Source organism: Sulfitobacter sp. M22, assembly GCF_021736025.1.
GTDB classification, from domain to species: Bacteria; Pseudomonadota; Alphaproteobacteria; order Rhodobacterales; family Rhodobacteraceae; genus Sulfitobacter; species Sulfitobacter litoralis.
Genome location: NZ_WMEC01000005.1, coordinates 111,017 through 135,131 on the forward strand (window position 1 = coordinate 111,017; position 24,115 = coordinate 135,131).

The 24,115-nt window shown below is 61.7% G+C and carries 23 protein-coding genes; 4 read left to right on the forward strand and 19 right to left on the reverse strand.

From position 1 onward, the window contains the following. Positions 1 to 88: 88 nt before the first annotated feature. The 11 genes from GLP52_RS18065 to GLP52_RS18115 form a co-directional block, all read right to left on the reverse strand. Positions 89 to 250, reverse strand: a complete 162-nt coding sequence (locus tag GLP52_RS18065) for a hypothetical protein (RefSeq protein WP_183530927.1) — start codon at positions 248 to 250, stop codon at positions 89 to 91. 184 nt (positions 251 to 434) lie between these two features. Continuing rightward, the gene (locus GLP52_RS18070) at positions 435 to 1,598 is read right to left on the reverse strand and encodes a phospholipase D-like domain-containing protein (RefSeq protein WP_237273917.1); all 1,164 of its coding nucleotides are present in this window, start codon (positions 1,596 to 1,598) and stop codon (positions 435 to 437) included. Between the two features lie 106 nt (positions 1,599 to 1,704). After that, positions 1,705 to 2,685, reverse strand: a complete 981-nt coding sequence (locus GLP52_RS18075) for an NAD(P)/FAD-dependent oxidoreductase (protein ID WP_237273918.1) — start codon at positions 2,683 to 2,685, stop codon at positions 1,705 to 1,707. A gap of 60 nt (positions 2,686 to 2,745) precedes the next feature. After that, entirely contained in the window at positions 2,746 to 3,441 is a 696-nt protein-coding gene (locus GLP52_RS18080; RefSeq protein ID WP_183530924.1) for a CBS domain-containing protein, read from the reverse strand. 39 nt (positions 3,442 to 3,480) lie between these two features. After that, positions 3,481 to 4,083, reverse strand: coding sequence for a ubiquinol-cytochrome c reductase iron-sulfur subunit (petA, locus tag GLP52_RS18085; RefSeq protein WP_114276253.1), 603 nt, complete (start codon positions 4,081 to 4,083; stop codon positions 3,481 to 3,483). Continuing rightward, on the reverse strand, positions 4,080 to 4,922 hold the full coding sequence (fabI, locus tag GLP52_RS18090; protein WP_183530922.1) for an enoyl-ACP reductase FabI: 843 nt from the start codon (positions 4,920 to 4,922) through the stop codon (positions 4,080 to 4,082). Before fabI ends, petA begins: the two co-directional genes overlap by 4 nt. After that, positions 4,915 to 5,094, reverse strand: a complete 180-nt coding sequence (locus tag GLP52_RS18095) for a hypothetical protein (RefSeq protein WP_183530921.1) — start codon at positions 5,092 to 5,094, stop codon at positions 4,915 to 4,917. The genes fabI and GLP52_RS18095 overlap by 8 nt, the downstream gene beginning before the upstream one ends. 6 nt (positions 5,095 to 5,100) lie before the next feature. Then, positions 5,101 to 6,750 (reverse strand): DUF3141 domain-containing protein, encoded by a 1,650-nt coding sequence (locus GLP52_RS18100; protein WP_237273919.1) that lies wholly within the window; start codon positions 6,748 to 6,750, stop codon positions 5,101 to 5,103. Positions 6,751 to 6,858: 108 nt separating this feature from the next. Further along, positions 6,859 to 7,191, reverse strand: coding sequence for a hypothetical protein (locus tag GLP52_RS18105; protein WP_237273920.1), 333 nt, complete (start codon positions 7,189 to 7,191; stop codon positions 6,859 to 6,861). Between the two features lie 91 nt (positions 7,192 to 7,282). Beyond that, positions 7,283 to 7,909 (reverse strand): RNA polymerase sigma factor, encoded by a 627-nt coding sequence (locus GLP52_RS18110; protein WP_183530919.1) that lies wholly within the window; start codon positions 7,907 to 7,909, stop codon positions 7,283 to 7,285. A 196-nt stretch (positions 7,910 to 8,105) separates the two neighbouring features. Further along, positions 8,106 to 8,996 carry a DMT family transporter gene (locus tag GLP52_RS18115; RefSeq protein WP_237273921.1) on the reverse strand — a complete coding sequence of 297 codons (891 nt, stop codon included), beginning with the start codon at positions 8,994 to 8,996 and terminating at the stop codon, positions 8,106 to 8,108. 255 nt (positions 8,997 to 9,251) lie between these two features. On the opposite strand from GLP52_RS18115, the gene GLP52_RS18120 reads away from it, so the two are divergent. The 3 genes from GLP52_RS18120 to GLP52_RS18130 all read left to right on the forward strand — a co-directional run bounded on the left by GLP52_RS18120 (position 9,252) and on the right by GLP52_RS18130 (position 12,543). Next, positions 9,252 to 9,920, forward strand: a complete 669-nt coding sequence (locus GLP52_RS18120) for an RNA polymerase sigma factor (RefSeq protein ID WP_237273922.1) — start codon at positions 9,252 to 9,254, stop codon at positions 9,918 to 9,920. Positions 9,921 to 10,162: 242 nt separating this feature from the next. Next, positions 10,163 to 11,503 carry an SAM-dependent methyltransferase gene (locus tag GLP52_RS18125; protein ID WP_237273923.1) on the forward strand — a complete coding sequence of 447 codons (1,341 nt, stop codon included), beginning with the start codon at positions 10,163 to 10,165 and terminating at the stop codon, positions 11,501 to 11,503. Next, entirely contained in the window at positions 11,500 to 12,543 is a 1,044-nt protein-coding gene (locus tag GLP52_RS18130) for a type II glyceraldehyde-3-phosphate dehydrogenase (RefSeq protein WP_237273924.1), read from the forward strand. The genes GLP52_RS18125 and GLP52_RS18130 overlap by 4 nt, the downstream gene beginning before the upstream one ends. A gap of 43 nt (positions 12,544 to 12,586) precedes the next feature. Here GLP52_RS18130 and GLP52_RS18135 read toward each other — a convergent pair whose 3' ends face one another. The 6 genes from GLP52_RS18135 to GLP52_RS18160 are packed head-to-tail and all read right to left on the reverse strand — an operon-like array spanning position 12,587 to position 20,399. After that, the gene (locus tag GLP52_RS18135) at positions 12,587 to 13,357 is read right to left on the reverse strand and encodes an SDR family NAD(P)-dependent oxidoreductase (protein ID WP_237273925.1); all 771 of its coding nucleotides are present in this window, start codon (positions 13,355 to 13,357) and stop codon (positions 12,587 to 12,589) included. 18 nt (positions 13,358 to 13,375) lie between these two features. After that, complete coding sequence (arcC, locus tag GLP52_RS18140; RefSeq protein WP_088635786.1) at positions 13,376 to 14,287, reverse strand: carbamate kinase; 912 nt, start codon at positions 14,285 to 14,287, stop codon at positions 13,376 to 13,378. A gap of 2 nt (positions 14,288 to 14,289) precedes the next feature. Beyond that, the gene (gene argF, locus GLP52_RS18145; protein WP_237273926.1) at positions 14,290 to 15,291 is read right to left on the reverse strand and encodes an ornithine carbamoyltransferase; all 1,002 of its coding nucleotides are present in this window, start codon (positions 15,289 to 15,291) and stop codon (positions 14,290 to 14,292) included. A 23-nt stretch (positions 15,292 to 15,314) separates the two neighbouring features. Continuing rightward, positions 15,315 to 16,544: an arginine deiminase gene (locus GLP52_RS18150; protein WP_088635785.1), complete on the reverse strand. Its 1,230-nt coding sequence runs from the start codon at positions 16,542 to 16,544 to the stop codon at positions 15,315 to 15,317. Between the two features lie 23 nt (positions 16,545 to 16,567). Next, the gene (locus GLP52_RS18155; RefSeq protein WP_237273927.1) at positions 16,568 to 18,016 is read right to left on the reverse strand and encodes a YfcC family protein; all 1,449 of its coding nucleotides are present in this window, start codon (positions 18,014 to 18,016) and stop codon (positions 16,568 to 16,570) included. Positions 18,017 to 18,032: 16 nt separating this feature from the next. Continuing rightward, positions 18,033 to 20,399, reverse strand: a complete 2,367-nt coding sequence (locus GLP52_RS18160; RefSeq protein WP_237273928.1) for a heavy metal translocating P-type ATPase — start codon at positions 20,397 to 20,399, stop codon at positions 18,033 to 18,035. Between the two features lie 265 nt (positions 20,400 to 20,664). On the opposite strand from GLP52_RS18160, the gene GLP52_RS18165 reads away from it, so the two are divergent. After that, complete coding sequence (locus GLP52_RS18165; RefSeq protein ID WP_237273929.1) at positions 20,665 to 21,570, forward strand: patatin-like phospholipase family protein; 906 nt, start codon at positions 20,665 to 20,667, stop codon at positions 21,568 to 21,570. Positions 21,571 to 21,619: 49 nt separating this feature from the next. Here the strand turns inward: GLP52_RS18165 and GLP52_RS18170 are convergent, their stop codons facing one another. Both GLP52_RS18170 and GLP52_RS18175 read right to left on the reverse strand, forming a co-directional pair. Next, positions 21,620 to 22,978, reverse strand: a complete 1,359-nt coding sequence (locus GLP52_RS18170; protein WP_237273930.1) for an NADH-quinone oxidoreductase subunit N — start codon at positions 22,976 to 22,978, stop codon at positions 21,620 to 21,622. After that, on the reverse strand, positions 22,978 to 24,115 hold a 1,138-nt coding region (locus tag GLP52_RS18175), incomplete at its 5' end, for a complex I subunit 4 family protein (protein ID WP_237273931.1). The genes GLP52_RS18175 and GLP52_RS18170, both read right to left, overlap by 1 nt.

Consider the following 24,115-nt stretch of genomic DNA (forward strand, 5'->3'; position numbering starts at 1 on the left):
GAGCGCGAACACATCCGCTGGACGGCGCCGCTTCAGGATGGGCGCACCAAGCGCCAGACGCCCATCCTGCGGTGGCTTTGCCTCGGCCCTAGCCGCAGCAGCAGCCGGATTTGGCCGGTTTTGCCTTTACGGGTTCCGCGACCTGCGGTTCGACATTTGCTTTCGGCTGCGCGTCGGTCTTGCCACCGCAACATCCGCCCTGTTTTTGCTGTGCTGTGTCTTGCGTCTGAGAAGTTGATCGGTCGTCCATCTGGACCTCCTTTTGTTTGGTTTCGTTCTATAGACGCGCCCCGACCGGAAGCATTACAGAAATTGACAACCTGTCGGTCTTCGTTAGTACAGGAGCAAGTGTATCGCTCTGCCGTAGGAAGGCGTCGATATTGCAGACAGAGTTACTGCATCCCGGCAGGCTATCGGCTGACCGGTGCCATAGGTTACAGCAGCCGCCGCGCGGCCCATCCGATCACCTCGAAACCTCGCGCGCGCCAGCCGCGGGAATGCCAAGCCCGAAGAGTGACTTCGCGGGCATCCGAAAGATCTTGCAGATATTGGGCCTGCAACTGCCCTGCCAGCACGCGGTCATGTGCGACCAGAACCAGCTCCTGATTGACGAACAGGCTTCGGTAGTCGAGGTTAGCTGACCCGATGATCGACCAGCCTGTATCGACGACCGACGTCTTGGCATGCAATGGACGGGGCAGATACTCGTAGACCCTCACGCCCGCCGTGAGAAGCTGCGCATATGCCGCCCGCGTCGCCCAGCCAGCGACCATAGGATCGCTCGTGCGAGGCACCAACACACGGACGTCCACGCCGCGACGCGCGGCATCCTGAAGCGCCCGGTCGACCACGGTGCCCGGACCGAAATAGGGCGACGTCAGATAAACGCAGGTCTGTGCCATCCCGATCAGTCCCGCGTGCAGACAGGCAAGCCTCTTTTGACACTTGCGCGAATAGCTCGGTACCAGCAGTCCTTCGATTGCGTCGGCCTCTTCGGGAATGGCGTTTGATGGAAGCGGGCGGGCGTCCTGCCAGAGCCGGTCGAAGTGGCTTTCGGCAAGCGTCGCCAACGACGCCGGGACACGCACATGTGTATCGCGCTGGCGAGTCTCGCCGTGAAGCCGACGCGAGTTCAACCGGCGGATGTTGAAACCGCTCAGGAACGCTTCCCGGCCGTCCAATATGAGAAGCTTGCGGTGGTTGCGTTGAAAATATCGCAGCGGGTGTCGGAGATCAAAGGGACGAAACCAGCGAAACCGCACGCCGCTGCGTTCCAGTTCCCGCCGAAACTTGTCGAAATTCCGCTGGCCGGCACCGAAAGCGTCGAGATGCAACCGCACGTCAAGCCCGGTTCGCGCTTTGGCTGCGAGCAAGGCGACAAAACGCGCCCCGACTTCGTCGGCGGCAAAGATGTAGGATTCCATCCAGATCGTTTCGGTCGCGCCCTCTATCGCCGCGAGCATCGCATCGAAAAGAGCATCTCCCTCGACGAACAGCTGGAAAGCGCCCTGCCCTTCGCCCAGATTTGGCACACAGATCGCTTGCCGGGCCTGCGGCAACGTCACGGAATTTTGACGAGGTGCGTGCGAGCTGCTCATGATCGCGGCTTACCGCCCCACCGGTCCAGTCGCAACATCGGCGTCACGAAGCCGACGCTATGCTTGGAACGCGAATTCGCAAGGAGGCACATCCGTCAGGTGTCCGCTACTTCATGCGCGCCGTGCTGGGACCAGACACAATTGCAGTTGTTGTGGCTGCAACTGCGATCCTGCAAAGGGTTGCGATAGTGAAATCGGGCGAACGGCAGCAGCAGGCGCATAGGCAACGACAGCCGGTAGGCCTGGCCCAAGGCGTCGTCCGTGTCGTTCGATCCCAGCTTTCCGACCAGGTAGTCGATCCCGCGAGGCCCGCGTGTTCGCCGATCACCGGGTTTCTGCCCTGCATCGCGGTGCGCGGCAATCGGACATTCCCGAAACCCCCGAAGCCTCTCGGTCTTTGCATTTGCAGCCCGGCGTGACGTTCGAAATATGATACAGTCGCCGCGAGATATTCTGCCTGATCGTGAAAGCCCGAGAACATGTAACTGGCCACCGCGCCGCGTCCTTGGTGCACGAGCAAATAGGCGTAGCCCTTCGAGGCTATCTCCGCCCCGAACGCCAGCCACGCACCATCGGCCATGGTCGTGTCAAAGACGTAGCCCACGGCGATGATATCGGCCCGCCGTGGCCCGCCCGCCAGGATCATATTGCCCGCGGTTCTTTTCACGCGATCATTGAATCGCACCTCGACCCCGGCTGCGCGGGCCCGATCCAGCAAGGCCCGGTCGAGCGTTCCCGTGGCATTGCCGCGCCGCAACAGATAGAACAGGGGTTGCGATCCATGCACCCGGTGCGCTGTGGCGCGGCTGTCGAACACGACGCCATCGGTCACGCCAAAATGATCGAAATCTGCGGCGACCCCTGCCTCCGCCAATTCGTCCGGAACGTTCCCGTCGGCGGTCCAGTTTTCAAGGCGTTGAAAGTGGTCGCGGAACCGATGGCCGACATCTTCGTGCCACTCTCGCACCACGACCCGACGATTGGCGTTGGCCAAAACGATTGCACAGACCAGACCTGCGGGACCGGCCCCGACGATTTCAATCGTTTTGTCTTCAGGGTCGGCGGCACCTGGCGTTAGCGCCATCATACGAACCCTCCTCGATGCGATCGACGTCCTGACAGGCCGGGTTTATCTGCGCAATGTGAGTCAGATCCCGTAAGCCCAGGCCGGCAGTCGCCCCATATGAACCTCAACCGTCCTGACACCGGGCACGTTTTCGACGGCAACCCGGATCGCATTCTCCTCGAAATCGCTGTCGGCGACACCCCAGACGGCGACATTCCCCTTGTCCACTGTGTAGTTGATTAGGTTGACCACTGCACCAGGCACTTCTTTCAGAGCCTCTTCAATCTTCGCACGCAGCACGCGGTCGTCCTCCGACGGCTCCGGCAGCGCCCCATCCTGAAGCGCCGACAAGGCGTGGAGCAGGTTCGCCCGGCTCACAATGCCGACCACTTTGCCGGTTCTCACTACCGGCACGCGCTTAATCCGGTGCTTTTCCAGAAGGCTCGCGATTTCCGCGACATTCGTATCCTCTTCTACTGAAACCACATCCCTTGTCATCACGTCCTCGACGCGGTGGCTTTTGAGCTTCACGAAATCCCTGGCAGCATCGCCCGATCCGCCCAGCACCTCGAGCCACCATGACCGGCGTGGTCCGTCTGTTTCGCGGACACGCCGCATGAGGTCGCCTTCGCTGACAAGTCCCTTGAGGTCGCCCTCGGCGTCAACGACGGGCAGCGCGCTGATATTGTGGTCGAGCATCAAGCGTACCGCGTCCTCGATTTGTCCCTCCAGCGGGACCGAGATCACCGATGTTGTCATGATATCCCTGGCTTGCATGTCATAGTCTCCTTCTTGAATTTTGGCTGGTTCAGCACGTCAGGTGCCGATAACGAGTTGCAGGTCGTCGCCCAGATCGTAAGGTGGGATGTCGAGGTTGCGTGGGGCCGGCCCCTTCCGGATCCGGCCCGAGGTATCGTAATGCGATCCGTGGCACGGGCAGAACCAACCGCCGAACTCGCCCACCGCCGACCCATCCTGCCCCAGCGGAATGCACCCCAGATGGGTGCAGACACCGATGACGATCAGCCATTCGCCATCCTCGCCCGCCGCGCGGTTTTCATCCAGCGCTGGCTCTTCACTACTTGCGTTCGGATTCTCGACTGCTTCGTCAACAGGATCGGGAAGCTGGTCGAGATCGACAGCTCGTGCAGCCTCAATTGCGGCTGGTGACCGGCGCCAGACGAAGACCGGGCGCCCCTGCCATTTCACGGTAATACGTTGACCCGGTTCGACGCCGGAAAGATCAACCCTGACCGTGCCGGACGCGGTCACGTCGGCCGAGGGGTTCATCGAATTGATCAACGGCCAGACCGCCGCGCCTGCGGCAATCGCGCCGGTTGAGGCCGTTGCGTAATACAGGAAATCGCGGCGCTCTGTTGCGGGCAATTGATTGGTTTCGTCAATGGTCTGGCGCATCATGATTCCTCCGATTTGACGTTCATTTTGGCTGCGGCGACAGGGCTTTCGACGTGAACACCCGCATCGACATGCAGCACCTCGCCCGTGATGCCGCCGGTATATTCGCTGGCGAACAGCAGGGCGGCGCGGCCCACCTCGTCGGCCGTGACGTTGCGCCGCAATGGGGCAACTCGCGCGGTCGCGTCCAGAAGACCCGCAAAGCCGGTCAGCCCGGACGCCGCGCGGGTCATCACGGGTCCCGCCGAAATGGCGTTGACGCGGATGTTCGACGGCCCGAGTTCGTGAGCCAGATAGCGCACGGTGGCTTCAAGCGCCGCCTTGACCGGCCCCATCACGTTGTAATTCTCCACCACACGTTCGCCACCCAGATAGCTCAGAATGATCAGGCTGCCGCCGCTTTTCATCAGGGGCTCGGCAAGATGCGCCATGCGGATCAGCGATTGGACGGACACATGCATCGCTTGGGAAAACCCTGCAGCCGAACAGTCAGTCAGGCGGCCATGAAGGTCGCCGGGCGGCACGCTGCCCACGGCATGAAGGATGAAATCCAATTTTCCCCAGCGGTCCGTGATGGCGTCGAAGACAGCGTCGAGTTCGTGCGGCGCATTCACGTCACAGGGCAGCAGGATCGGCGCTTCGAGACGTGCAGCCAATGGCACCACATGAGGTTTGGTGCGCTCATCGACGTAGGTGATGGCGAGCTCGGCACCCGCTTGACGGAAATGCAGGGCAGCAGGCCACGCCAGACTGCGATCATTGGCGATGCCGACAACCAGACCCTTCCGGCCGGACAGATCAAGCAGTTCCGCAGGATCGCAGCATGCGTCGAATTCAGGCATTCTCCGACACTGCCTCGGTATCGGCGGAAGCTTCGGTCTTCTTGTCGTGCGCACCATGACGCTTGGCCGACTTGCCATGTTTGTGTCCGCCATGTCCGTGCCCGAAAAGGTGCATGGCGGCCATTCCGCCGAAGACGAGAACCAAAACCCAGTTTTCAAAAAGCCATTCCATAATTGTTCATTCCTTTTTTGATGAGGCCGACAGTTTTTCCGCCTGTGTGACTGCCGCGGCGAACGGGAAATTGCCGAACATCGCGCCGAAGACATGGGTGATCCAGGCATCGCGTCCCTTGCGCCATGCGCCTATACCCTCGCCGGTGCGCGCCGACAGCGCACGCTCGGCCACGATCGCGGGGTGGTCGTCCGGCAATGGTGAGCGCGTCTCGCGCAGCGTTTCGGCGGTGGACTTGATCAGGGCCATCCACGGGTTCACCTGTTCGGAGAACATCATTCTGGTCCAGCGCATGGGGTGCAGCGCACGGAGCGCCTCAGCGCTGGCCGGGGTCGTCGCGGCGCGGATCCAAGGACTGACGAAAGTCGAATAGACCGCCTCGTTGATCCGCGATATCTGCGCCACTTGTTTCAAGGCCGCATCGTCCGATGCAATGCCCAGATCATCGACCTCGCGCGGCTCGAATCGCACCTCAAAATCGCCGGTCTCGCAGTCCGGGTCACCCGACGGGTTGTCGATCACCATCTCGTAGAGACCCGGGGAAAGGGCCTCGACATCGTCCAGGCTTTCCAGAATCGCACGATGCTGGAGCCGCGCGACAGAGCCGGAGACGAAGATGCCCAGATGCCCGACACGCGGATGCGTCATATAGACGATGCGCTGCCCGGCTGCCTTGAGCGCATCGGTATCGGGATAAAGCTTGCCAATCCACCCCATTGCCTGTTCGGGCGGCGTGATGTTGTCACCGTCCGAGGCGAAGATGATCAGTGGATTGCTGATGCGCTTAAGATCGACGGTGCAATGCGCATCCAGCTGCATCTCGCCCTGTTCCAGCCGGTTGCCGATGAACAGGTTCTGCGTGATGCCGAGGATTTCCTCGCGGCTGAGCGTGTAGTAGCCATTCCACCAGCGTTCGAACTCAAGGAACCGCTCGCGTTCGGTGTCGGCATGGGCAAAGAGGTTCGCGTATTTGTCCCAGATCGCCTTTTCGGGTTGCAGGGTCTCAAAATTCTGCGCCAGCCAGGCACCGTCGAACCGCCCGTCCCCCAGATCGGAGATCATATGGGCGGCCCATGCCCCGCCCGACAGTGCGCCCATCATCCGCATCGGGCTGCTTGCCGCCTCGCCCGACCAGTAGCTGAGCGGCGAGCCGTTCAGCACCACGGGTCCGGTCAGACCGTCGCAATCCGCCGCCAGCAGCGTGGCCGCCCAACCGGCCTGGCAATTGGCGTAGAGCACGGGGGCTGTGTCCGGGTGACGGCGAGCGACCTCGGAGACGAAGTCGCGCAAGGCATAATGCACATCCGACAGCGTCTGATGTGGCATGGGCTCGGGGTAGAAGATCACGAAATAGACCGGATGGCCCTCGTGCATCGCCATGCCGACCTCGCTGTCGCGCTTGAACCCGCCGATACCGGGCCCGTGCCCGGCGCGCGGATCGATGACGATCACGGGCGGCTTGGCCTCGTCCACGCAATCGTCCCAGCAATCGTCGCCGACCCGCGTGATCCTGAGCAGCGCGTAGTTGGCCGACCGCTCAAAGGTGCGTGCGTCCAGCAGCAGTTCGTAATCGAAATCCAGTAGCGGCGGCATGCCCTGCCGCTCATGCGCGATCATGTTGTCGGCGCGTTCACCCAGCGTGTCGAGAAACAGCATCCAGCGTTCAAAGGCGTCTTGAGCATAGGAAACGTGAGTGCCTATCTTCGCGTCATCGGAGGCAGCTGCGGGGGGGTGCTCCGGCGCCACGGTTGCAAGCGCAAGCTCTTATTCATCGCTGATTTCCTTCTCATAGTTGGTCTTTGCGGGCGGTCTCTTCGCATCCAGCAGAAGCACGAAATCCTTCGCCACATCCTCGCGCAGACCGGAAAGGAGATAGGTCGCATCGCCAGGTGCAATGCCCAGTGCACTTGCCGCAAGTGTCCGGGGTTGTTTCATCACTTCCACACGGTTGAACATCGCGCGCGCCATCGGGGCATCTGCGTACGCGGAGGTCTCGGCACATGCGCAGGTCATCCGGGAAAAAAAGACGCGAAGATCGTCATCGGATGATGGTTGACGGGGTACTCCCGAGTTCCAATCCGACGTGATACGTGGCATGTTCAATTTCTCCTGCGGTTGTGCCTTCGGGCAGACTCACAGAAGAAGACGCTGGATCATGGAAATCGTTACAGACCCGACTTCGCTGCGATCAGGATAGTTGTCCCTCTTCTTCGCAATCAGTCTCGTGTTTGTCGTTCTCGCAGCCCTCGGGCGGACAGTAACAATCGTCCCGGTCCTCTTGGCAGCACTTGCCGCAATGCGTTGTAAGCGCCTCGCGCAAAGCAGTGCGTGCCCGGTGTAGCCGGACACCAAGTGCGTTGCGGTTAAGCCGCAGATCGGCTGCCACGCTTTCGCGATCCTCTTCGCCGAAATCGATGCGCCGGATCAGTTCGGCATCCGCCGGGCGCAGTTCGGAAATCAGCCCGCCATGGCAGGTGCACAGCCGCGCCATCTGTGAGGGCGCATCGGCAATCCATTCCTCTGGTTCGCGCGCCGCCGCCGCCGCCAGGCGGCTGCGCCGGGTCCCTTTGCGGTAGTGATCGTTCAAAGTGGACCGCAGGATTGTGTAGAGCCACGCATCCATTCGTTCGACGTCTCGGAGCTGATCCTTGCGTGACAGCACGCGGATGCAGAAGTCTTGCAGGACATCCTCTGCATCTGCGCGGTTGCCAAGCCGTTTGACCAGAAATCCCATAAACGCTCCGCGCCCGTCCAACAGGGCGCGTTCCGGCGAAGCGTCGGGCACATCGGGCTTGCCACTGTCTTGCGATGCCATGATGTCTCTGCCCTTTCCAAGAGGTTTGCGAAGGTGCGATCAGCGCTGATTCGAGCATTGTCTCTCTAACGTACAATTTGCCCCTCCGCGCGTCACTCTGAATAAGCAACACACATTCGTATCGAAGCAAACAGGCTTTCGACGAAGACAATAGCCAAAACGACCGTTTGAAAACAGGTTAACAGGTTGTTCTGTATTATCGACCTTGAGACCGCCGTGCTCCCTTAAGATTGACGAACACGATCCCCAAAATGACCAGCGCAATACCGGAAAATTGAATCCCGGACAGGCGTTCCCCGAAAAACAAGGCACCAATTGAAAGACCGAAGATTGGAACAAGAAAGCTGAACACAATCGCCCGGTTCAGCTCAACTGCCTCCAGCACGGAAAACCAGAGCCAATACACCAGCGCTGAGCCGAACAGGGCCAGCCCCAAAAGCGATGCCGTGAAGACCGCGTTCCATTGAATGGCGTTTTGATCTTCCTGCGCGAGGGCTGCCAACCCAAGTGGCACGCTGCCGATGAGCAACTGTAACCCCATTGCGAAAAGCCCGTCCACTGTGCCAGCGATGGACTTGATCGCCACGTTGCTGATGGTCACCCCAACCGCGGCCAAAACGATATAGGCGAAACCGATGGCCGACCCCTCTTGCCCTCCATCAAGCAATTGCGGCAGCGCGATCACGAGGATTCCCATGAATCCGATCGAAAGGCCGACCCAACCGACCTTCGGCAGCCTTTCGCCAAGCCATACAACACCCAGTATTGCGGCCAGCAGCGGCTGCGCGTTTGCGATGACCGTGGCGAGGCCCGGAGACACGAATTCTGCTGCATGAAACATGCCCAGAAATCCCAAACTTGTCGCACCAATCCCGACGATCCCCAAGGTCAACCACGTGCGCCAACCGCGCGGGAATGGTCTGCGCAAAATCATGGCCAGACCCACCAAAGTTGCTCCGGCCAGAACTGCGCGCATTGTCGCAAAAGTCAGATGCGGCGAGTATTGCAGCCCTGCCGTGATCAACGGAAAGCACGCCGCCCACAGGAACATGGCCAAAACGATTTTGGTTATGACAGTCGGCGACATCGAGATTTCCTTTCCAAGTCAGAAGTGGCAGGAATTGCAGAAATTTTCCGATGTGCCAACTCAGGGGCGAAGTAAGAAGACGCTGCGGCAGCCGAAACCTTACGCATTCCTGGGCATACGCCCGTTGGCCCGGGTTCCAAAAGACCGCGCATGTGCATACCCAACAGCAAAACCACCAACAATCAGGTCACCCGAAGCACCCGAAAAAGTGTAACGTTCTCGATGGTTCGGCGTCTTACTTTTCAGAGGTGTATCATGAATCACGACCCGAATGATCGGTTATCCACAGCAGATCAGCCCAACACAGCCGCCAAGGATGTGGACATCGCTGTCCGTCGCTCGCTGGTGGAAGGTCGGCAGCATATCCTGAATTTCCTGCGTCGGCGACTGGGAGATCCGGAGGCAGCCGAGGATGTCCTGCAAACGTTCATGCTGCGCGCCATTGACCGCTCCGAGCAACTTCGCGATGTGCGCGCCGTTCGTGGCTGGCTCGGCAAGATTCTGGCGTCGTCCATCGCCGACTACGGTCGCAAGGTTTCGCGAAGGCGCCAAAGGGAGGTGGTCATGGCCCCAACCGACCTGGACAGCTTCCAAGACGGGTTCGACGAAGAACTCGACGAGGCGATATGCAATTGTCTGTACAAGCTGCTGCCGACGCTCAGACCGGAATATGCCGATGTCATCTGGCGCGTCGATCTTCAGGAGCAGCCGCGCGAGGCTGTCGCCAAAGACCTCGGCATCACCATGAACAACCTCACGGTCCGTCTTCACCGGGGTCGGCAGGCGTTGAAGACAAGGTTGGAACAGATGTGCCTGACCTGCCCGGTTCATGGCTTTCTCGATTGCGATTGCGACGCAGCGGAAAAGGCCCGCGCTCGTTTTCAAGCGATGAAGGACGACGCCGGAGCGAAAACGACGGACTGAGCCCCGATGTGCTGGCCTTCTCTCACCGGCGTGTCTGCAATTCACTGATCGCGTTCTATTGTCCGCCAGCGAGGACACGCCGATCCGTTTTCCAAGGGTTCCGCCTACGCACGCCTGTGCACCGCGGGCACCGTGTCGGCAGGCCGCTGCGCTGTAATGAACCTTGTCATCTTTCGTCTGTTTTATCAGAAAGCGGCGGTTGACGCCGCCTGCCGACAAAAAACAAGACGGAGCAAGCGATCATGTCCAATAGCGAAACCTCTCCCGACGAAGGCTTTGAACAAGAAGGTAGCCGGATTGAAACCGGACGTCTCGCACCGGGACGGGCGGCCATGTGGTTGCTCGCCAAATCGCTGCGACGCCTCGTTCAAAACGGACGCCTCACCATCTACGATCCCTGCGGCCAGACGTGGCATTTCGGCCCCGGCGGCGAACCCGCCGTTTCCGTCCGTTTGACCGAAAAGGTGCTGCCTGTGCAACTTCTGGTGAACCCCAGCATTGCACTTGGCGAGGCTTATATGGACGGGACGCTGCGCATTGAAACTGGCAGCCTGCGCGACCTCCTCTCGATCTGCATGACCGACATAGATACTATCGACGCATTGCCTGGCAGACGATTGACCCGCTGGCTGGACGCATTCCTGAGCCGCAGGCTGCATCATAATCCGATCAGCCGGTCTCACGCGAACGTGGCGCATCACTACGACATCTCGACCGAACTCTACGACCTTTTTCTGGATGCGGATCGACAATACTCCTGCGCCTACTTCCCGATCGGGACCGAAACGTTGGACGAGGCCCAGGCCTTCAAGAAAAAGCACATCGCAGCAAAGCTCTTGATGCGACCCGGTCTGGAGGTTCTCGACATCGGCTCGGGCTGGGGCGGGCTGGCGATGGAGCTTGCCCAGCAACACGAGGCGCGCGTGACCGGGCTCAGCCTCTCGACCGAACAGATTGCCGCTGCCCGCGAACGTGCCCAGCAAACCGGCCTGTTTGATCAGGTGGCCTTTGAACGGCGCGATTACCGCGAAGAGCATGGGCTATACGATCGCGTCGTGTCCGTAGGTATGTTCGAGCATGTGGGCCGCAGCGGATTCGATGCGTTTTTTACCACCCTTCAGCGCGTTCTCAGGCCCGATGGCGTCGCACTTTTGCATGCGATCGGCAGGATGGCGCCCAAAGGCGGCAGCGATCCGTGGATCCGCAAATACGTCTTCCCCGGTGGCTATCTGCCCACGCTGTCCGAAACCATAGCGGCAGCAGAGCGTGCGGGGATGTGGGTCACGGATGTCGAGGTCCTGCGGTTGCATTACGCCGAGACGCTGCGACACTGGTCCGAACGGTTCGCCGCCGAGCGCGAGACTGCGCGCATGCTTTACGACGAGCGGTTCTGCCGTATGTGGGAATTCTATCTGGCTGTCTGCGAAATGGCGTTCCGGAATGGGCGGTTGATGGTCTTCCAGATCCAGCTTGCCAAGCGCCGTGATGCGGTTCCGCTGACCCGTGACTATATCGCCGAAACTGAGACAGGTCAGATCGCCGGGAATATATCGTCCGACACAAACACGAGGAGAACATCATGACAGACGCAAAACGGATCAGAGTAGCCGTGAACGGATACGGCGTGATCGGCAAACGCGTGGCGGACGCGGTTTCCGTGCAAAAGGACATGGACCTGATCGGCGTGGCGGATGTCGTCGCCGACTGGCGGGCCCGCATGGCGATCTCGAAGGGCTTCGCGCTTTACTCGGCCGATCCGGATCGCGCCCCGGCCATGCGCGCAGGCGGTCTCGACGTGATCGGAGGGCTCGACGATCTGCTCGCCTCTGCCGACATCGTGGTGGACTGCACACCCAAAAAAGTCGCCGCGCGCAACGTCGAAACCTACCGCGAAAGAGGTATCCGGTTCATCGTTCATGGCGGCGAAAAGCACGAAGTGACCGGCCATTCCTTCGTCGCCGAAGCGAACTATGCAAGCACGATTGGGCGGGACAGTACCCGCGTCGTGTCCTGCAACACGACCTCGATCGTCCGCACCCTCACAGCGCTGAAAGATGCAGGGCTTTTGGGCTCAGCGCGCGGAACGCTTCTGCGGCGCGCCACAGACCCGTGGGAAAGCCATCTGGGCGGAATCATGAACACGCTTGTCCCCGAACCCGAGATTCCCAGCCATCAGGGCCCGGATGCACAAAGCGTCGACCCCGATCTCGATGTGATCACGATGGCCGTGAAGGTGCCGCAGACCCTTGCCCATCTGCACTACTGGTCGGTCAGGATGCCGCGCAAGGCCTCCAAGGACGAGGTGCTGGAAGCGTTCCGCGCCTCCTCCCGCATCGCGTTGATCCGGATGGCGGACGGGCTGGGCGCCCTTAACGCGGTCAAGGAGATGATGGCGGACTTCGGACGCCCCAACGACAGCCTCTATGAGGTGGCTCTGTGGGAGGACATGCTCAAGGTCGAGGGCGACGAATTGTACTATGCCTACATGGTCGACAACCAAGCCATCGTGATCCCCGAAACCATCGACGCGATCCGCGCCCTGACGGAAGCCGAGCGAGACGGATCGGCGTCGATTGCGCGTACGAACGCGGCGCTTGGGGTCGGGACATTTACGGCGACCTGACAGCCCCCAGCAACAGGATCCAGACCTTTGCGGGCAGGACCGATCAGCCAGCCGCCATGCCCCCGTCGACGGGATATTGCGCTCCGGTGATGAATGCGGAATCATCGGAAGCGAGGAACAGGACCAGATTGGCGATATCGAGGCTTTCGCCGTATCGACCCAGCGGGATCGTTTCGGCAAGCTGTTGCTTCATCTCGTCGCCGTGGCCGGGATTGAACCCTTCCTCCAGCGACCGCATCATCCGCGTGTTGACCGGCGAGGGATGCACGGAGTTGACGCGCACGTTGTGCCTTGCGACCTCTATCGCGGCGGCGCGCGTCAAACCGACGACGGCATGTTTCGACGTGATGTAAGGTGCGACGTTCGGGCTGCCGTTGAGGCCCGCAATCGACGACATGTTGATCACGCTGCCGCATTTCTGCCCAGTCATCACCGGCAGGACATGCTGCAAACCAAGAAACGCGCCGCGCACATTTACCGCCATCACGCGGTCGAAATCCTCGATCTTCTGATCGACCAGCGGCGCGACCATGCCTTCGACTCCGGCGTTGTTGAAGAACACGTCGATGCGCCCGAACTTCTCGACGGTCTGCGCGACGTATCTCTTGCAATCCTCGACCGATGAGACGTCGGCGGCGATTGTCAGCAGGTCGTCCGGATTGCCCAGATCTCCCGCAGCATCCGACAGGTCGTCAACGTGGAGGTCCACAAGCGCAACCTTGGCCCCCTCACTCAAGAAAAGCCGGGCGGTTTCCAGACCGATGCCTGCCGCTCCTCCAGTGATCAGGGTGACTTTTTCTGCCAGACGTTTCATCGAATATGCTCCTTGGGTTCAGTTGTTTACGATCATCGTGCCCGCCTTGCCATCTAGCAGGGCAAGCGCATCCTCCAGGCGACCCACGGAGGCGAAACGCGCACGATCGGATACGAAAGTCGCGGCGGCGGCCACCTTCGGCGCCATCGAGCCGTCGGGCAAGTCCAGACGCACTGCGTCCTCCGGCGACACCTGCCTAATAGCCGACTGCGTTTCGGTGCCGAAGTCGCGGAACACGGCCTCGACGTCAGTCAGCAGCAACAGCGCGTCGGCGTTCAGCTTGTGTGCCAGAAGCGCCGTCGCGTGATCCTTGTCGATCACCGCCTCGACCCCGATCAGCGAACCGTCGGCACGCCGGACGACCGGAATGCCACCGCCGCCTGCGCAGATCAGCGTCACGTCCTGCTCGAGCAGCAGTTCCAGCACCTTCAGGTCGGGAATGCCACTCGGCATCGGCGACGGCACCACGCGGCGCCAATGCGCGCCATCCGCAGCAATGCTCCACCCCCGCGCCTGCGCGAGCCGTTCGGCTTCCGCCTTGTCATAGACCGGGCCGATGAACTTGGTGGGTTTGGCGAAGGCCGGGTCTTTGGGATCGACCTCGATCTGGGTCAGCAGGGTCGCGACCGGGCGGTCATGGCCCAGGGCGTTTTCAAGCGCCTGCTCGATCATGTAACCGATCATGCCATCGGTTTCCGCCCCCAGCACATCCAGCGGGAACACTGCATCGGGTTTGTAGGCCGCACCCTGCAATGCAAGCAGGCCGATTTGCGGCCCGTTGCCGTGGGTGACGACCAGCCGGTGTCCGGCCTTGATGATCTGCGCCAGCGCGGTAGCCGCGGTGGCGACGTTCTCGCGCTGCGCCTTGGCGGTCAGCGGCTCGCCACGGCGCAACAATGCATTGCCCCCCAATGCGGCGACAACCAGCACCGCTAGTTGTCCAGCGTGGCGACGAGCACCGCCTTAATCGTGTGCAGCCGGTTCTCGGCCTGATCGAACACGATGGAGGCCGGGCTTTCGAACACCTCTTCGGTGACTTCCATCGCCGTGATGCCGAATTCCTCTTCGATATCGGCGCCGACTTCGGTCTCGGCATTGTGGAAGGCGGGCAGGCAATGCATGAACTTGGCCCTCGGATTGCCGGTTTTGGCCATCACATCGGAATTCACCTGATAGGGCGTCAGCAGCTCGATCCGTTCCGCCCATTTTTCCTTGGGCTCACCCATCGACACCCAGACATCGGTATAGACGAAATCGACGTCTTTCACCGCGGCGTCCACATCCTCGGTGATCGTGATCCGCGCGCCGGTCTGCACGGCGACGTCATCGGCCTCGTCGCGGATCGCCTGGCCCGGCCACAGGCTTTCGGGCGCGCACAGGCGCACATCCATGCCCATCTTCGCCCCGCCGATCAGCAGGCTGTCACCCATGTTGTTGCCCGCATCGCCCATGAAGCAATAGGCGATCTCGCGCAGCGGCTTGTCGGAATGTTCCTGCATGGTCAGGAAATCGGCAAGGATCTGCGTCGGGTGGAATTCGTCCGTCAGCCCGTTATAGACGGGCACGCCAGCGTATTGCGCCAGCGTCTCGACGATAGGGTGACCAAATCCGCGATATTCGATCGCGTCATAGACCCGGCCTAGCACGCGCGCGGTGTCCTTGACGGTTTCCTTCTTGCCCAGATGCGACCCCGAGGGGCCAAGATAGGTCACATGCGCGCCCTGATCGTGGGCCGCCACCTCAAAGCCGACGCGGGTGCGGGTGCTGTCCTTCTCGAAGATCAGGGCGATTTCCTTGCCGGTCAGGCGCGGAACTTCAGTGCCGGCGTATTTCGCCGCCTTCAGGTCGGCGGAGAGTTTCAGCAAGAAGCTGATTTCCTGCGGCGTGAAGTCGCGCAGGGCCAGGAAATGGCGGTTTCTCAGATTGTAGGACATGGGATTTCCTTATCGTCGGTGGTTCAGATTGCGTCGCGGATCGTCGGGCAACTCATGCAGTGGCTGCCGCCCCTGCCCCGGCCGAGTTCGGCACCGGGGATGGCCAGCACCTCGATCCCGGCCTCCTTCAGTGCGGCGTTGGTGTCGTCGTTGCGGTCATAGCCGATGACGACGCCGGGGCGCAGCGCCAGCACGTTGTTGCCATCATTCCACTGTTCGCGCGATTGCTCCGCGGCGTCGGCCCCGCCGGTGGGCACTAGATGCAGTTTCTTGTGGCCCAGAATTTCAGCGGTGATCTCGAATATGTGGCGCGCATCCCGGCGGATATCGAGCGCGGCCTTGCCCTGACCGGGGCGCAGGTCATAGCAGGTGATCGCATCCGCCACCTCCTTGAAAGTGGTCACCACATCGCCCCCGCAATGGGTGAAAACGGTGTCCAGATGCATCGCCGCGCGCGAACTGGGCATCTGGCAGGCGATCACCCGCGTCACGTCGCCACCCTCGAACAGCGCCTCGGCCAGTTGGCCCACCGCCTGCGGGGTCGATCGTTCGCCCATGCCGACCATGACGACACCGTGCCCGATTGGCATGATGTCGCCGCCTTCCAGCGTGGCCGTCCCGAATTCCCGCGTCGGATCGCCGAACCAGACCCGCACTCGATCCGCGAATGTCGGATAAAACCGGTAGACTGCTGCCATCAGCAGCGTTTCGGGCCGCCGTGCCGCGAAATGCATCGGGTTCAGGCTCACGCCGCCATAAACCCAGGCTGAATTGTCGCGGGTAAAGATGAAATTTGGCAGCGGCGGCAGCACGAAACCGTGGGGGCCAAGGTAGCTGCCGAACATGCCGGAGGGCGTGAAAGGCAGATCGTCCACCCGGATGCCGCCGACCAGCAAACGGGCCAGTTCCGTGCCGGGCAGACCCTCCATCCAGGCACGCAAGTCGTCCCGCATCCCCACGCCGACGTCATTGCGGGTGATGCGGTGGTCGAGAACCCAGGCGCGCGCGTCGGAAATGTCCAGCGTCTCGCCCAGCAGCGCCATCGCATCCAACACCTCGACCCCTTCGCCGCGCATGACATCGGCAAAGACGGCGTGATCCTTGATCGCCTGTTTGACCCAGAACACATCGTCGAACAGCAGGTCTTCGCGGTTGTCCGGTGTCAGACGGCGATGCGCCAGGCCGGGTGGCGATACGATCACCTGCCGCAATGTACCGGCTTCGGAATGAACGCCCAATTTTGGTTCAGACATCTGGAATGCCTCCTTCTTTCTAATCAGAGAATGGCGGCCAGGCTGATCCCGGCCGAGATGAAGACGACGAGGATCAGCAGCAGGGGCCAGACGAAGACGACCCAGCGGTCGAACGACACGCGTCCGATGGCCAGACCGCCGATCACAACCGCAGAGGTGGGCGTGATCAGATTCACGAGCCCGCTCGCCGATTGATAGGCCGTCACCACGAGGTCACGGCCGACCCCCGCGAAATCCCCCAAAGGGGCAAGGATCGGCATCGACAGGACGGCCAGGCCGGACGACGACGGCACGAGAAAGCTCATCCCGATCTCGATCCAAAGCATCAGGTTGATGAACGCGACTTCCGGCAGGCCGCCGAGGGTATCGGCGGCACTGTTCAGGATCGTGTCGGCAATCAGGCCCTGCTCCATGATCACCACGATGCCGCGCGCCAGACCGATCACCAGCGCAACTCCCAGAAGATCCTTCGCTCCGTCGACAAAGGACGACGTTAGCTTCTTCTCCCCCATGCGGGCGACCAGCCCGACGACGATGGCCATGCCGAAGAACAGCGCGCCCATCCGAGCCATCCACCATCCCTGGCTCGAGACACCCCAAATCATTACCGCAAAGGTCGCAAAAAACAGGATCAGGACCAGCTTCTGAGTTCCGCTCAGCTTCGGCTCCTCGAACGTTGCATCCGTCTCGTTCAGAAAAAGCTGCCGGTCGCTGTCGCGTTGCGCAGCGACGACGGACCGGGCCGGGTCGGCCTTAACCTTCGAGGCATAGCGCATGACGTAGGCCACGCAGATCGCGAGGCCGCCCAACAGAAGGACCAGCCGCAGCGCAATACCATCCGTGAACGGGATGCCTGCCGCGTTAGACGCGATCACCGTGGCGAAGGGGTTGATTGTCGATCCCAGCGTGCCGATCCCGGCACCGATCAGGATGATCGCCACGCCGGTCACGGAATCGTAGCCCGCCGCGATCACCACCGGGATCAGAAGCGCGTAAAAGGCCAGCGTTTCCTCGGCCATGCCATAGGTCGTGCCGCCCAGGGCAAAGAGCGACATCAGGATCGGGATCATCCAGATCTCGCGCCCCTTCAGCCGCACCATCGCCGTCTGGATGCCGGTGTCGATGGCATTCGTGGCATTCACCACGCCCAGAAAGCCGCCCAAAAGCAGTACGAACAGCGCCACGTCGATGGCATTTGCGGCATAGCTGTCGGGATCATAAAACCCCGCCACCGGTGCCAGCATGACGTCGATGACCCCCTGTGGATTGGGCTCGACCGTTTGATACGTACCCGGCACGGCGATCTCGCGCCCGACCTCTTCGTTCATGGCGCGGTCATATTGGCCCGCAGGAATAATCCAGGTCAGCGCCGCGACAACAATGATGAGCCCGAACAGGATGGAATAGGCGGTGGGAAACCGCGCCGCCATGCCCTGCCCGTCCGGTGTCTTGGTCGATGATGTGTCAGACATCTCAAGTCCCCCTTCTTCAATGTGATTTCTGCGAGTTTCCGGCGTGAAGCGGCACCTGGCCTGCCTGCGCATCGCCCTGACCGCCGCCGCTGGCGGACCCACTCTTGCCCGCACCAATACCTTCCAGCCGCGTTCGTTTCAGCAGCAGCGCGTTGACCGCCACCAGCGCGGAGCTGCCCGACATGGCAAGTGCTGCCACGGCGGGGCTGATGATCAACGGATAGAACACCCCTGCCGCCATCGGAAAGGCGACCACGTTGTAAGCCACGGCCCAGAACAGGTTCTGGTGCATCTTGCGCAAGGTGGCGCGCGACAACTCGATGGCCCCCACGACATCGTAGGGATCGCTTTTCATCAGCACGACATCGGCGCTTTCCATCGCCACATCCGTACCCGCACCGATGGCAAATCCGACATCGGCCTGGGTCAGCGCGGGTGCGTCGTTGACGCCGTCGCCGACCATGCCGACCTTCTTGCCCTGGGCCTGAAGCTTTTTCACCTTCTCGGCCTTCTGGCCCGGCAGCACGTCGGCCAGCACCATGTCGATGCCCAGCTCGCCCGCGATGCGGCGCGCCGTGCCTTCGTTGTCGCCGGTCAGCATCGCCACCTCGACGCCGCGTTCGCGCAGCTTGGCCACGGCGGCCATCGCACTTGGACGCGGCGCATCAGCGATGGCGATCAGGCCCAGCATCCGTCCGCCCTGCGCTACATGCACAACCGTGCGGCCCTCGCCCTTCAGGCGCTCGGCCTCCGCCGTCAGGGTGCCGACGTCGATACCCTCCTCGTCCATCAGGCGCCGATTGCCTACCAGCACGGTCTTGCCTGCGACTTCGGCGCGCGCGCCGCGGCCTTCGAGGTTGAGAAACTCGGCCATCTGCGGGACGTCGAGGTCCGCAGCGCGTTCGACAATGGCGAGCGCCAGCGGGTGGTCCGAGCCGCGATCGACGGCCGCCGCAGCCCGCAGCGCGTCATCCTCCGCGCCGCCTTCGGCGGCAACGACCTCGACCACGCGCGGTTCGCCCATGGTCAACGTGCCGGTCTTGTCGAAGATGATCACGTCAAGCTTGGTCGCGTCTTCCAGCGCACCGGCATTCTTGAACAGGATACCGTGCTGCGCCCCTAACCCTGTGCCCACCATCACCGCCATCGGCGTAGCAAGCCCAAGCGCGTCCGGGCAGGCGATGACGAAGACGGTGATCGTCAGCGTCAGCGCGAACAAAAGTGGAGAGCCGATCCACCAGAACCAGACCGCGAAGGTTGCAAGCCCGATCACGATGGCGATCAGCACCAGCCATTGTGAGGCTTTGTCGGCCAGAAGCTGGGCGGGTGCCTTGGAGTTCTGCGCCTCCTGCACCAGCTTGACGATCTGCGCCAGCGCGGTGTCGGCCCCGACCTTGGTGGCGCGGTACCGGAAACTGCCGCTCTTGTTAATGGTGGCGCCGATCACGGTGTCGCCGACGGCCTTGTTGACCGGCATGGACTCGCCTGTCAGCATGGATTCGTCGACCAGCGACGCGCCTTCGACAACCTCGCCATCCACCGGGATCTTGTTGCCGGGCCGGATCAGCACGATCTCGCCCTCAAGGACTTCGGAGGTAGGCACCTCGACGTCTTGCCCATCGCGGATAACGGTCGCCATCGGCGGTGCAAGATCGAGCAGTGCGCGGATTGCAGCGGACGCCCCGGCCCGCGCGCGCATCTCCAGCCAGTGACCCAACAGGATGAACACCAGCAGGACCGCCACCGCCTCGTAGAATTGCACGCCCGGAAAGAAGAAGGTAGACCCGACGCTGAACAAATAACCGGTGCCAACCGACAGCACGACCAGGACCGCCATGTTCAGGATGCCGTTGCGCAGCGCCCGCCAAGCGGCGACGAAGAACGGCCAGCTTGGCCAGATAATCGCGGCACTACCCAGGAAGAACAGCCACAGATCCAGTTCCAGCCCGAAGGGCGGCGCGGGTGGCGTGAACAGGCCACCCATCGGCGAATAAGTGAAGATCGGGATGGTGAACAGCAGCGCCACCCAGAAGCGGTTGCGCATGTCGCGGACCATGCTGGGCATGTCCATGCCACCGCCGTGGCCCATCTCGTGCGCCATCGCGTCGTGGCCAGCCGGGGCCTCCGCGCCAGATATTTGATGGTCGGCGTGGCAGACATGGTTCGGAAACCGCTCCCCGGCGCAGTGGAATCCGCAGGCCTCAACCGTGTTGCGCAGCTCTTCCTCGCCCACTGCCGTCTCATCGTAGTGGACTGTCACGCTTGCCGATGCCGGGTTCGCTTCGGCGCTGTGCACGCCGCCGAGAGCTGACAAATGGCGTTCGACCGCGAGATGATCGAGTTCCTCGAACAGCCCGCGGACCTCAAGGGTCAATTTTTTCAATGTTGGCTCCTGTCGACTTTCCTTGCGATCGAGAACGACCGTTTAGGTAAATAGACGTTGCCCACTCTCTGACGTTACAACGTTGGTTGGCAAAAATCGTTACGGTTTGATTTTTTGGCGTGTTCCACCTTCTCGAGTAAGTGACCGAGATACGTCAGTTACAATTCATTTCGTAACGATATCCCTCGTTCAGCGTCTATTTCGATGCAGGGTTCAAGCGAACATGCGGCTGCTGTATGCGTTTTTCGAACATGAAGGCTGAACATTGACGGATTTCACGAAACCAGTCGGCAAGACGCACAAATCCTTTGCCCTCGTGTTAAGTGGTGGCGGGGCGAGAGGCCTGTCACACGCCGGTGTCCTACGCACCCTCGTCGCAAGGGGCTATATCCCGAGCGTGATCGTAGGGGTGTCCATGGGTGCGGTCGTCGGCACCACATACGCCATGAACGACGATTGGTTCGACGCATTGGTCGGCATGGACACCAGCGGGTTTCCGGCAACCCCGGACTTTCGCTTGCCAGGTCTAACCGCTAGGATGAAAGGCCTTCGAACCGCTTTGCTTGCCGCGCGGGACATGTACTTCGGCTGGGGAGTTGGCGCGCCTACCGAGACATGGGGCCGCAGCGTCCTGTCCGATCTGACGCAAGGTAAAAATCTTGAGGATGGTCGCATCCCGATCTTTGTCTGCGCGACGGATATGCTGACCGGGAAACGTGTGGTTTTCGGCAAGGGGAATGCCGCAGATTACATTTATGCCAGCGCGGCGCTCGCCGGAATATTGCCACCCCTGGTCGATGGACCGCATGTGCTGATGGACGGAGCCTATGCTGACATAGCGCCGGTCGACGTTGCAAGGGCTACAAGTGCCGAGATCGTGATCGCTGTCGACCCAAGCCAGCGCGAAAACACCATTGGCCCAAAAAACGGGATGCAGGCGATGCTGCGATCCATAGAAGTCTGCCAGTATGAACATGCACGGTTGAGGTTCGCGCAGGCGGACCTTGTGATCCAGCCTGAATTCGGACAGTCGATCGGCACACTTGAATTTGGTCTAAAGCGCCACTGTATCGCGGCTGGGGCCGTGGCCACCCGCCGCGCTTATGGTGATATCGAGACGCTGCTTAATCCCGGAAATGCGGAGCGAATGGCCGAGCCGCTGGCAGGCTAGGATAGCAAGATCACCACTTTGACCGACTGGCACAAAACCGCGCCTTAAGTCACCCGGGAAACACTCCCGCAAACAGCCCCATCAGCGCCGTGACCAGCGCGGTCGCACCTAGCACAACCGACAACGGCAGCGCGACCTCCGCCCGAACCGCGTCGCCATCGCGCGCCTGATACATGGGCACCACGATGCGCAGATAGACCGCCAGCGCCAGCACACTGTTGAGGATACCGATCACCGCCAGCCACAAATAGCCCGCCTCGATCGCGGCACCGAACAGCAGAACCTTGCCGACAAAGCCGAAGAGCGGAGGAATGCCGGTGAGCGACAGCAGGAACACGACCATCGCCACGCCGACCACCGGGCGGGCGCGACCGAAGCCCTTGAAATCGTCCAGATCGCGGCCCGCGATCATGATGACGGCAAAGGCCCCGAGGTTCATCGCCACATAGGCCGCGCCGAACACGATCACCGAAGGCAGCGCCAGCGGGCTGGTGCCAAGCGCCACGATCCCCAGCATGAAATAGCCCGCCTGCGCCACCGAGGAATAGGCCAGCAGCCGCACGACATTGGTCTGCACCAGCGCCGCCAGATAGCCGAATGTCATCGTCACCGCCGCGATCAGCGCGACGACGAACGGCCAGCCGGTGGCTACCGGCAGATCGCGCAGCACCTGCGCAAAGGCGAAGATCGCGGCAACCTTGGTGATGACCGACAGGAACGCCGCGACCGAGACCGGCGCGCCGTCATAGGCGTCCGGTGCCCAGAACTGGAACGGCACCAGCGCCGCCTTGTAGCCCAGCCCGATCAGCACCGCGACCAGCCCCGCCAGCGCGATCAGCGGCTTGTCCTGAAGCGCACCAAGCTCGGAAAAAAGCGTCGATCCGGCACCACCGAACCAGAAGGTCAGCCCGTAGATCATCACCGATCCGGTGACGGCGCCGAACACCAGATATTTCATCGCCGCCTCGGTCGCCGCATCGTCGCGCGGCCAGGCCACCATTGCGAATGATCCCAGTCCGGTCAGCACTACGCCAAGGACCAGCAGCATCATGTCGCCACCGCCCGCCAGCATCAGCGCCCCCAGCGTCACGAGGCAAAGCAGCGTATAGACACTTCCCTCGCGGTCCTTACCGGCGATCTCGGCCCACGTCATCAGAAGCGCCAGCGCGGTGCCTGGCAGCAGGATCAGCTTGGCCCAGCCGGACAGCAGATCGACGCGGTAGGTGCCGCCAAAGACGGTGGTGTCGGCCTCCAGCAGCGGAAGGGTCAGCGCGGTGGACAGACCCAGCCCGATCAGCCCGAACGCCAACGCCAGACGGGGCGCGCGCAGCATCTCGGCCACCAGCATCAGCACGACAGTGGAGGCCAGCATCAGCTCGGGAAACAGAAAGGACAGGTCGCGCGCCATTAGAATTGCAGTGCCCGCATCGTCGCATCAATCATGCCCAGCAACCAGGACGGCGCGACCCCGATAAGGATGATGAGGATGAGCAACGGCACGATGGCCAGCATCTCGCCGCGGTCCAGATCGGGCATCGCCGCCCATTTCTCGTTTGGCTCGCCCAGAAACACCGCCGCGATCGCGCGCAGGTAAAGCCCCGCCGTTACCACAATGGCGATAATCACCACGATGGCCCAGGGCTGCGCATTCAGCGTGGCCAGGAAGATCTGAAATTCAGCCGGGAAATGCGCCAGCCCCGGCAGCCCGAGCGAGGCAAAGGCCGACAGCACGAAGGCCCAGCCCAGCCATGGCACCTGCCCCAGCAGCCCGCCGAACGCGGTCATCTCGCGTTCGTGGGCGCGCGACTGCAACATGCCGACGAGAAAAAACAACGCCCCGGTGACGATGCCGTGGCTGACCATCTGCAAGGTCGCACCATTGAGCGCGACCGCCCGCAGGTCAGGGTCCAGCGTCAGCGCCGCCACCGCGACGCCGATCACCACATAGCCCATGTGGTTCACCGACGTATAGGCGATCATCTTCTTCAGATCTGACTGCGCCAGCGCCACGAAGGCACCGTAAAGGGCGCTGAATACGCCAAAGGCCAGCACCACCTGACCGGCCTGCGCAAAGGCGTCGGGCGTCATCTGTAAGGCGAAACGCACAAGGCCGTATGTGCCGAATTTCAGCATCACGCCGGCCAGGATCACACTGCCGACCGTGGGGGCCTGCACGTGGGCCGCCGGCAGCCAAGTATGCACCGGAAAGGACGGAATCTTGACCGCGAAGGTGAACAGCATCGCGATCAGCGCCAGCATCGCCGCCAGCCCGGTCAGCGGCGGGGTCTCGATCCACAGACGCATGTCGAAACTTCCCGTGGCCAGATACAGCCCGATGATCGCCAGCAAAAGCGGCAGCGAGCCTAGCAGCGTGTAGATGAAGAACATCAGTCCGGCGCGCTGGCGCTCTTCATAGCCCCAGCCGACGATCATGAAATACATGCCGACCAGCGACACTTCAAAGAAGACGTAGAACAAGAGCGCGTCCAGCGCCGCGAAGGTGCCGATCGACGCGGTTTCCAGCATCAGCATCAGCGCGACAAAG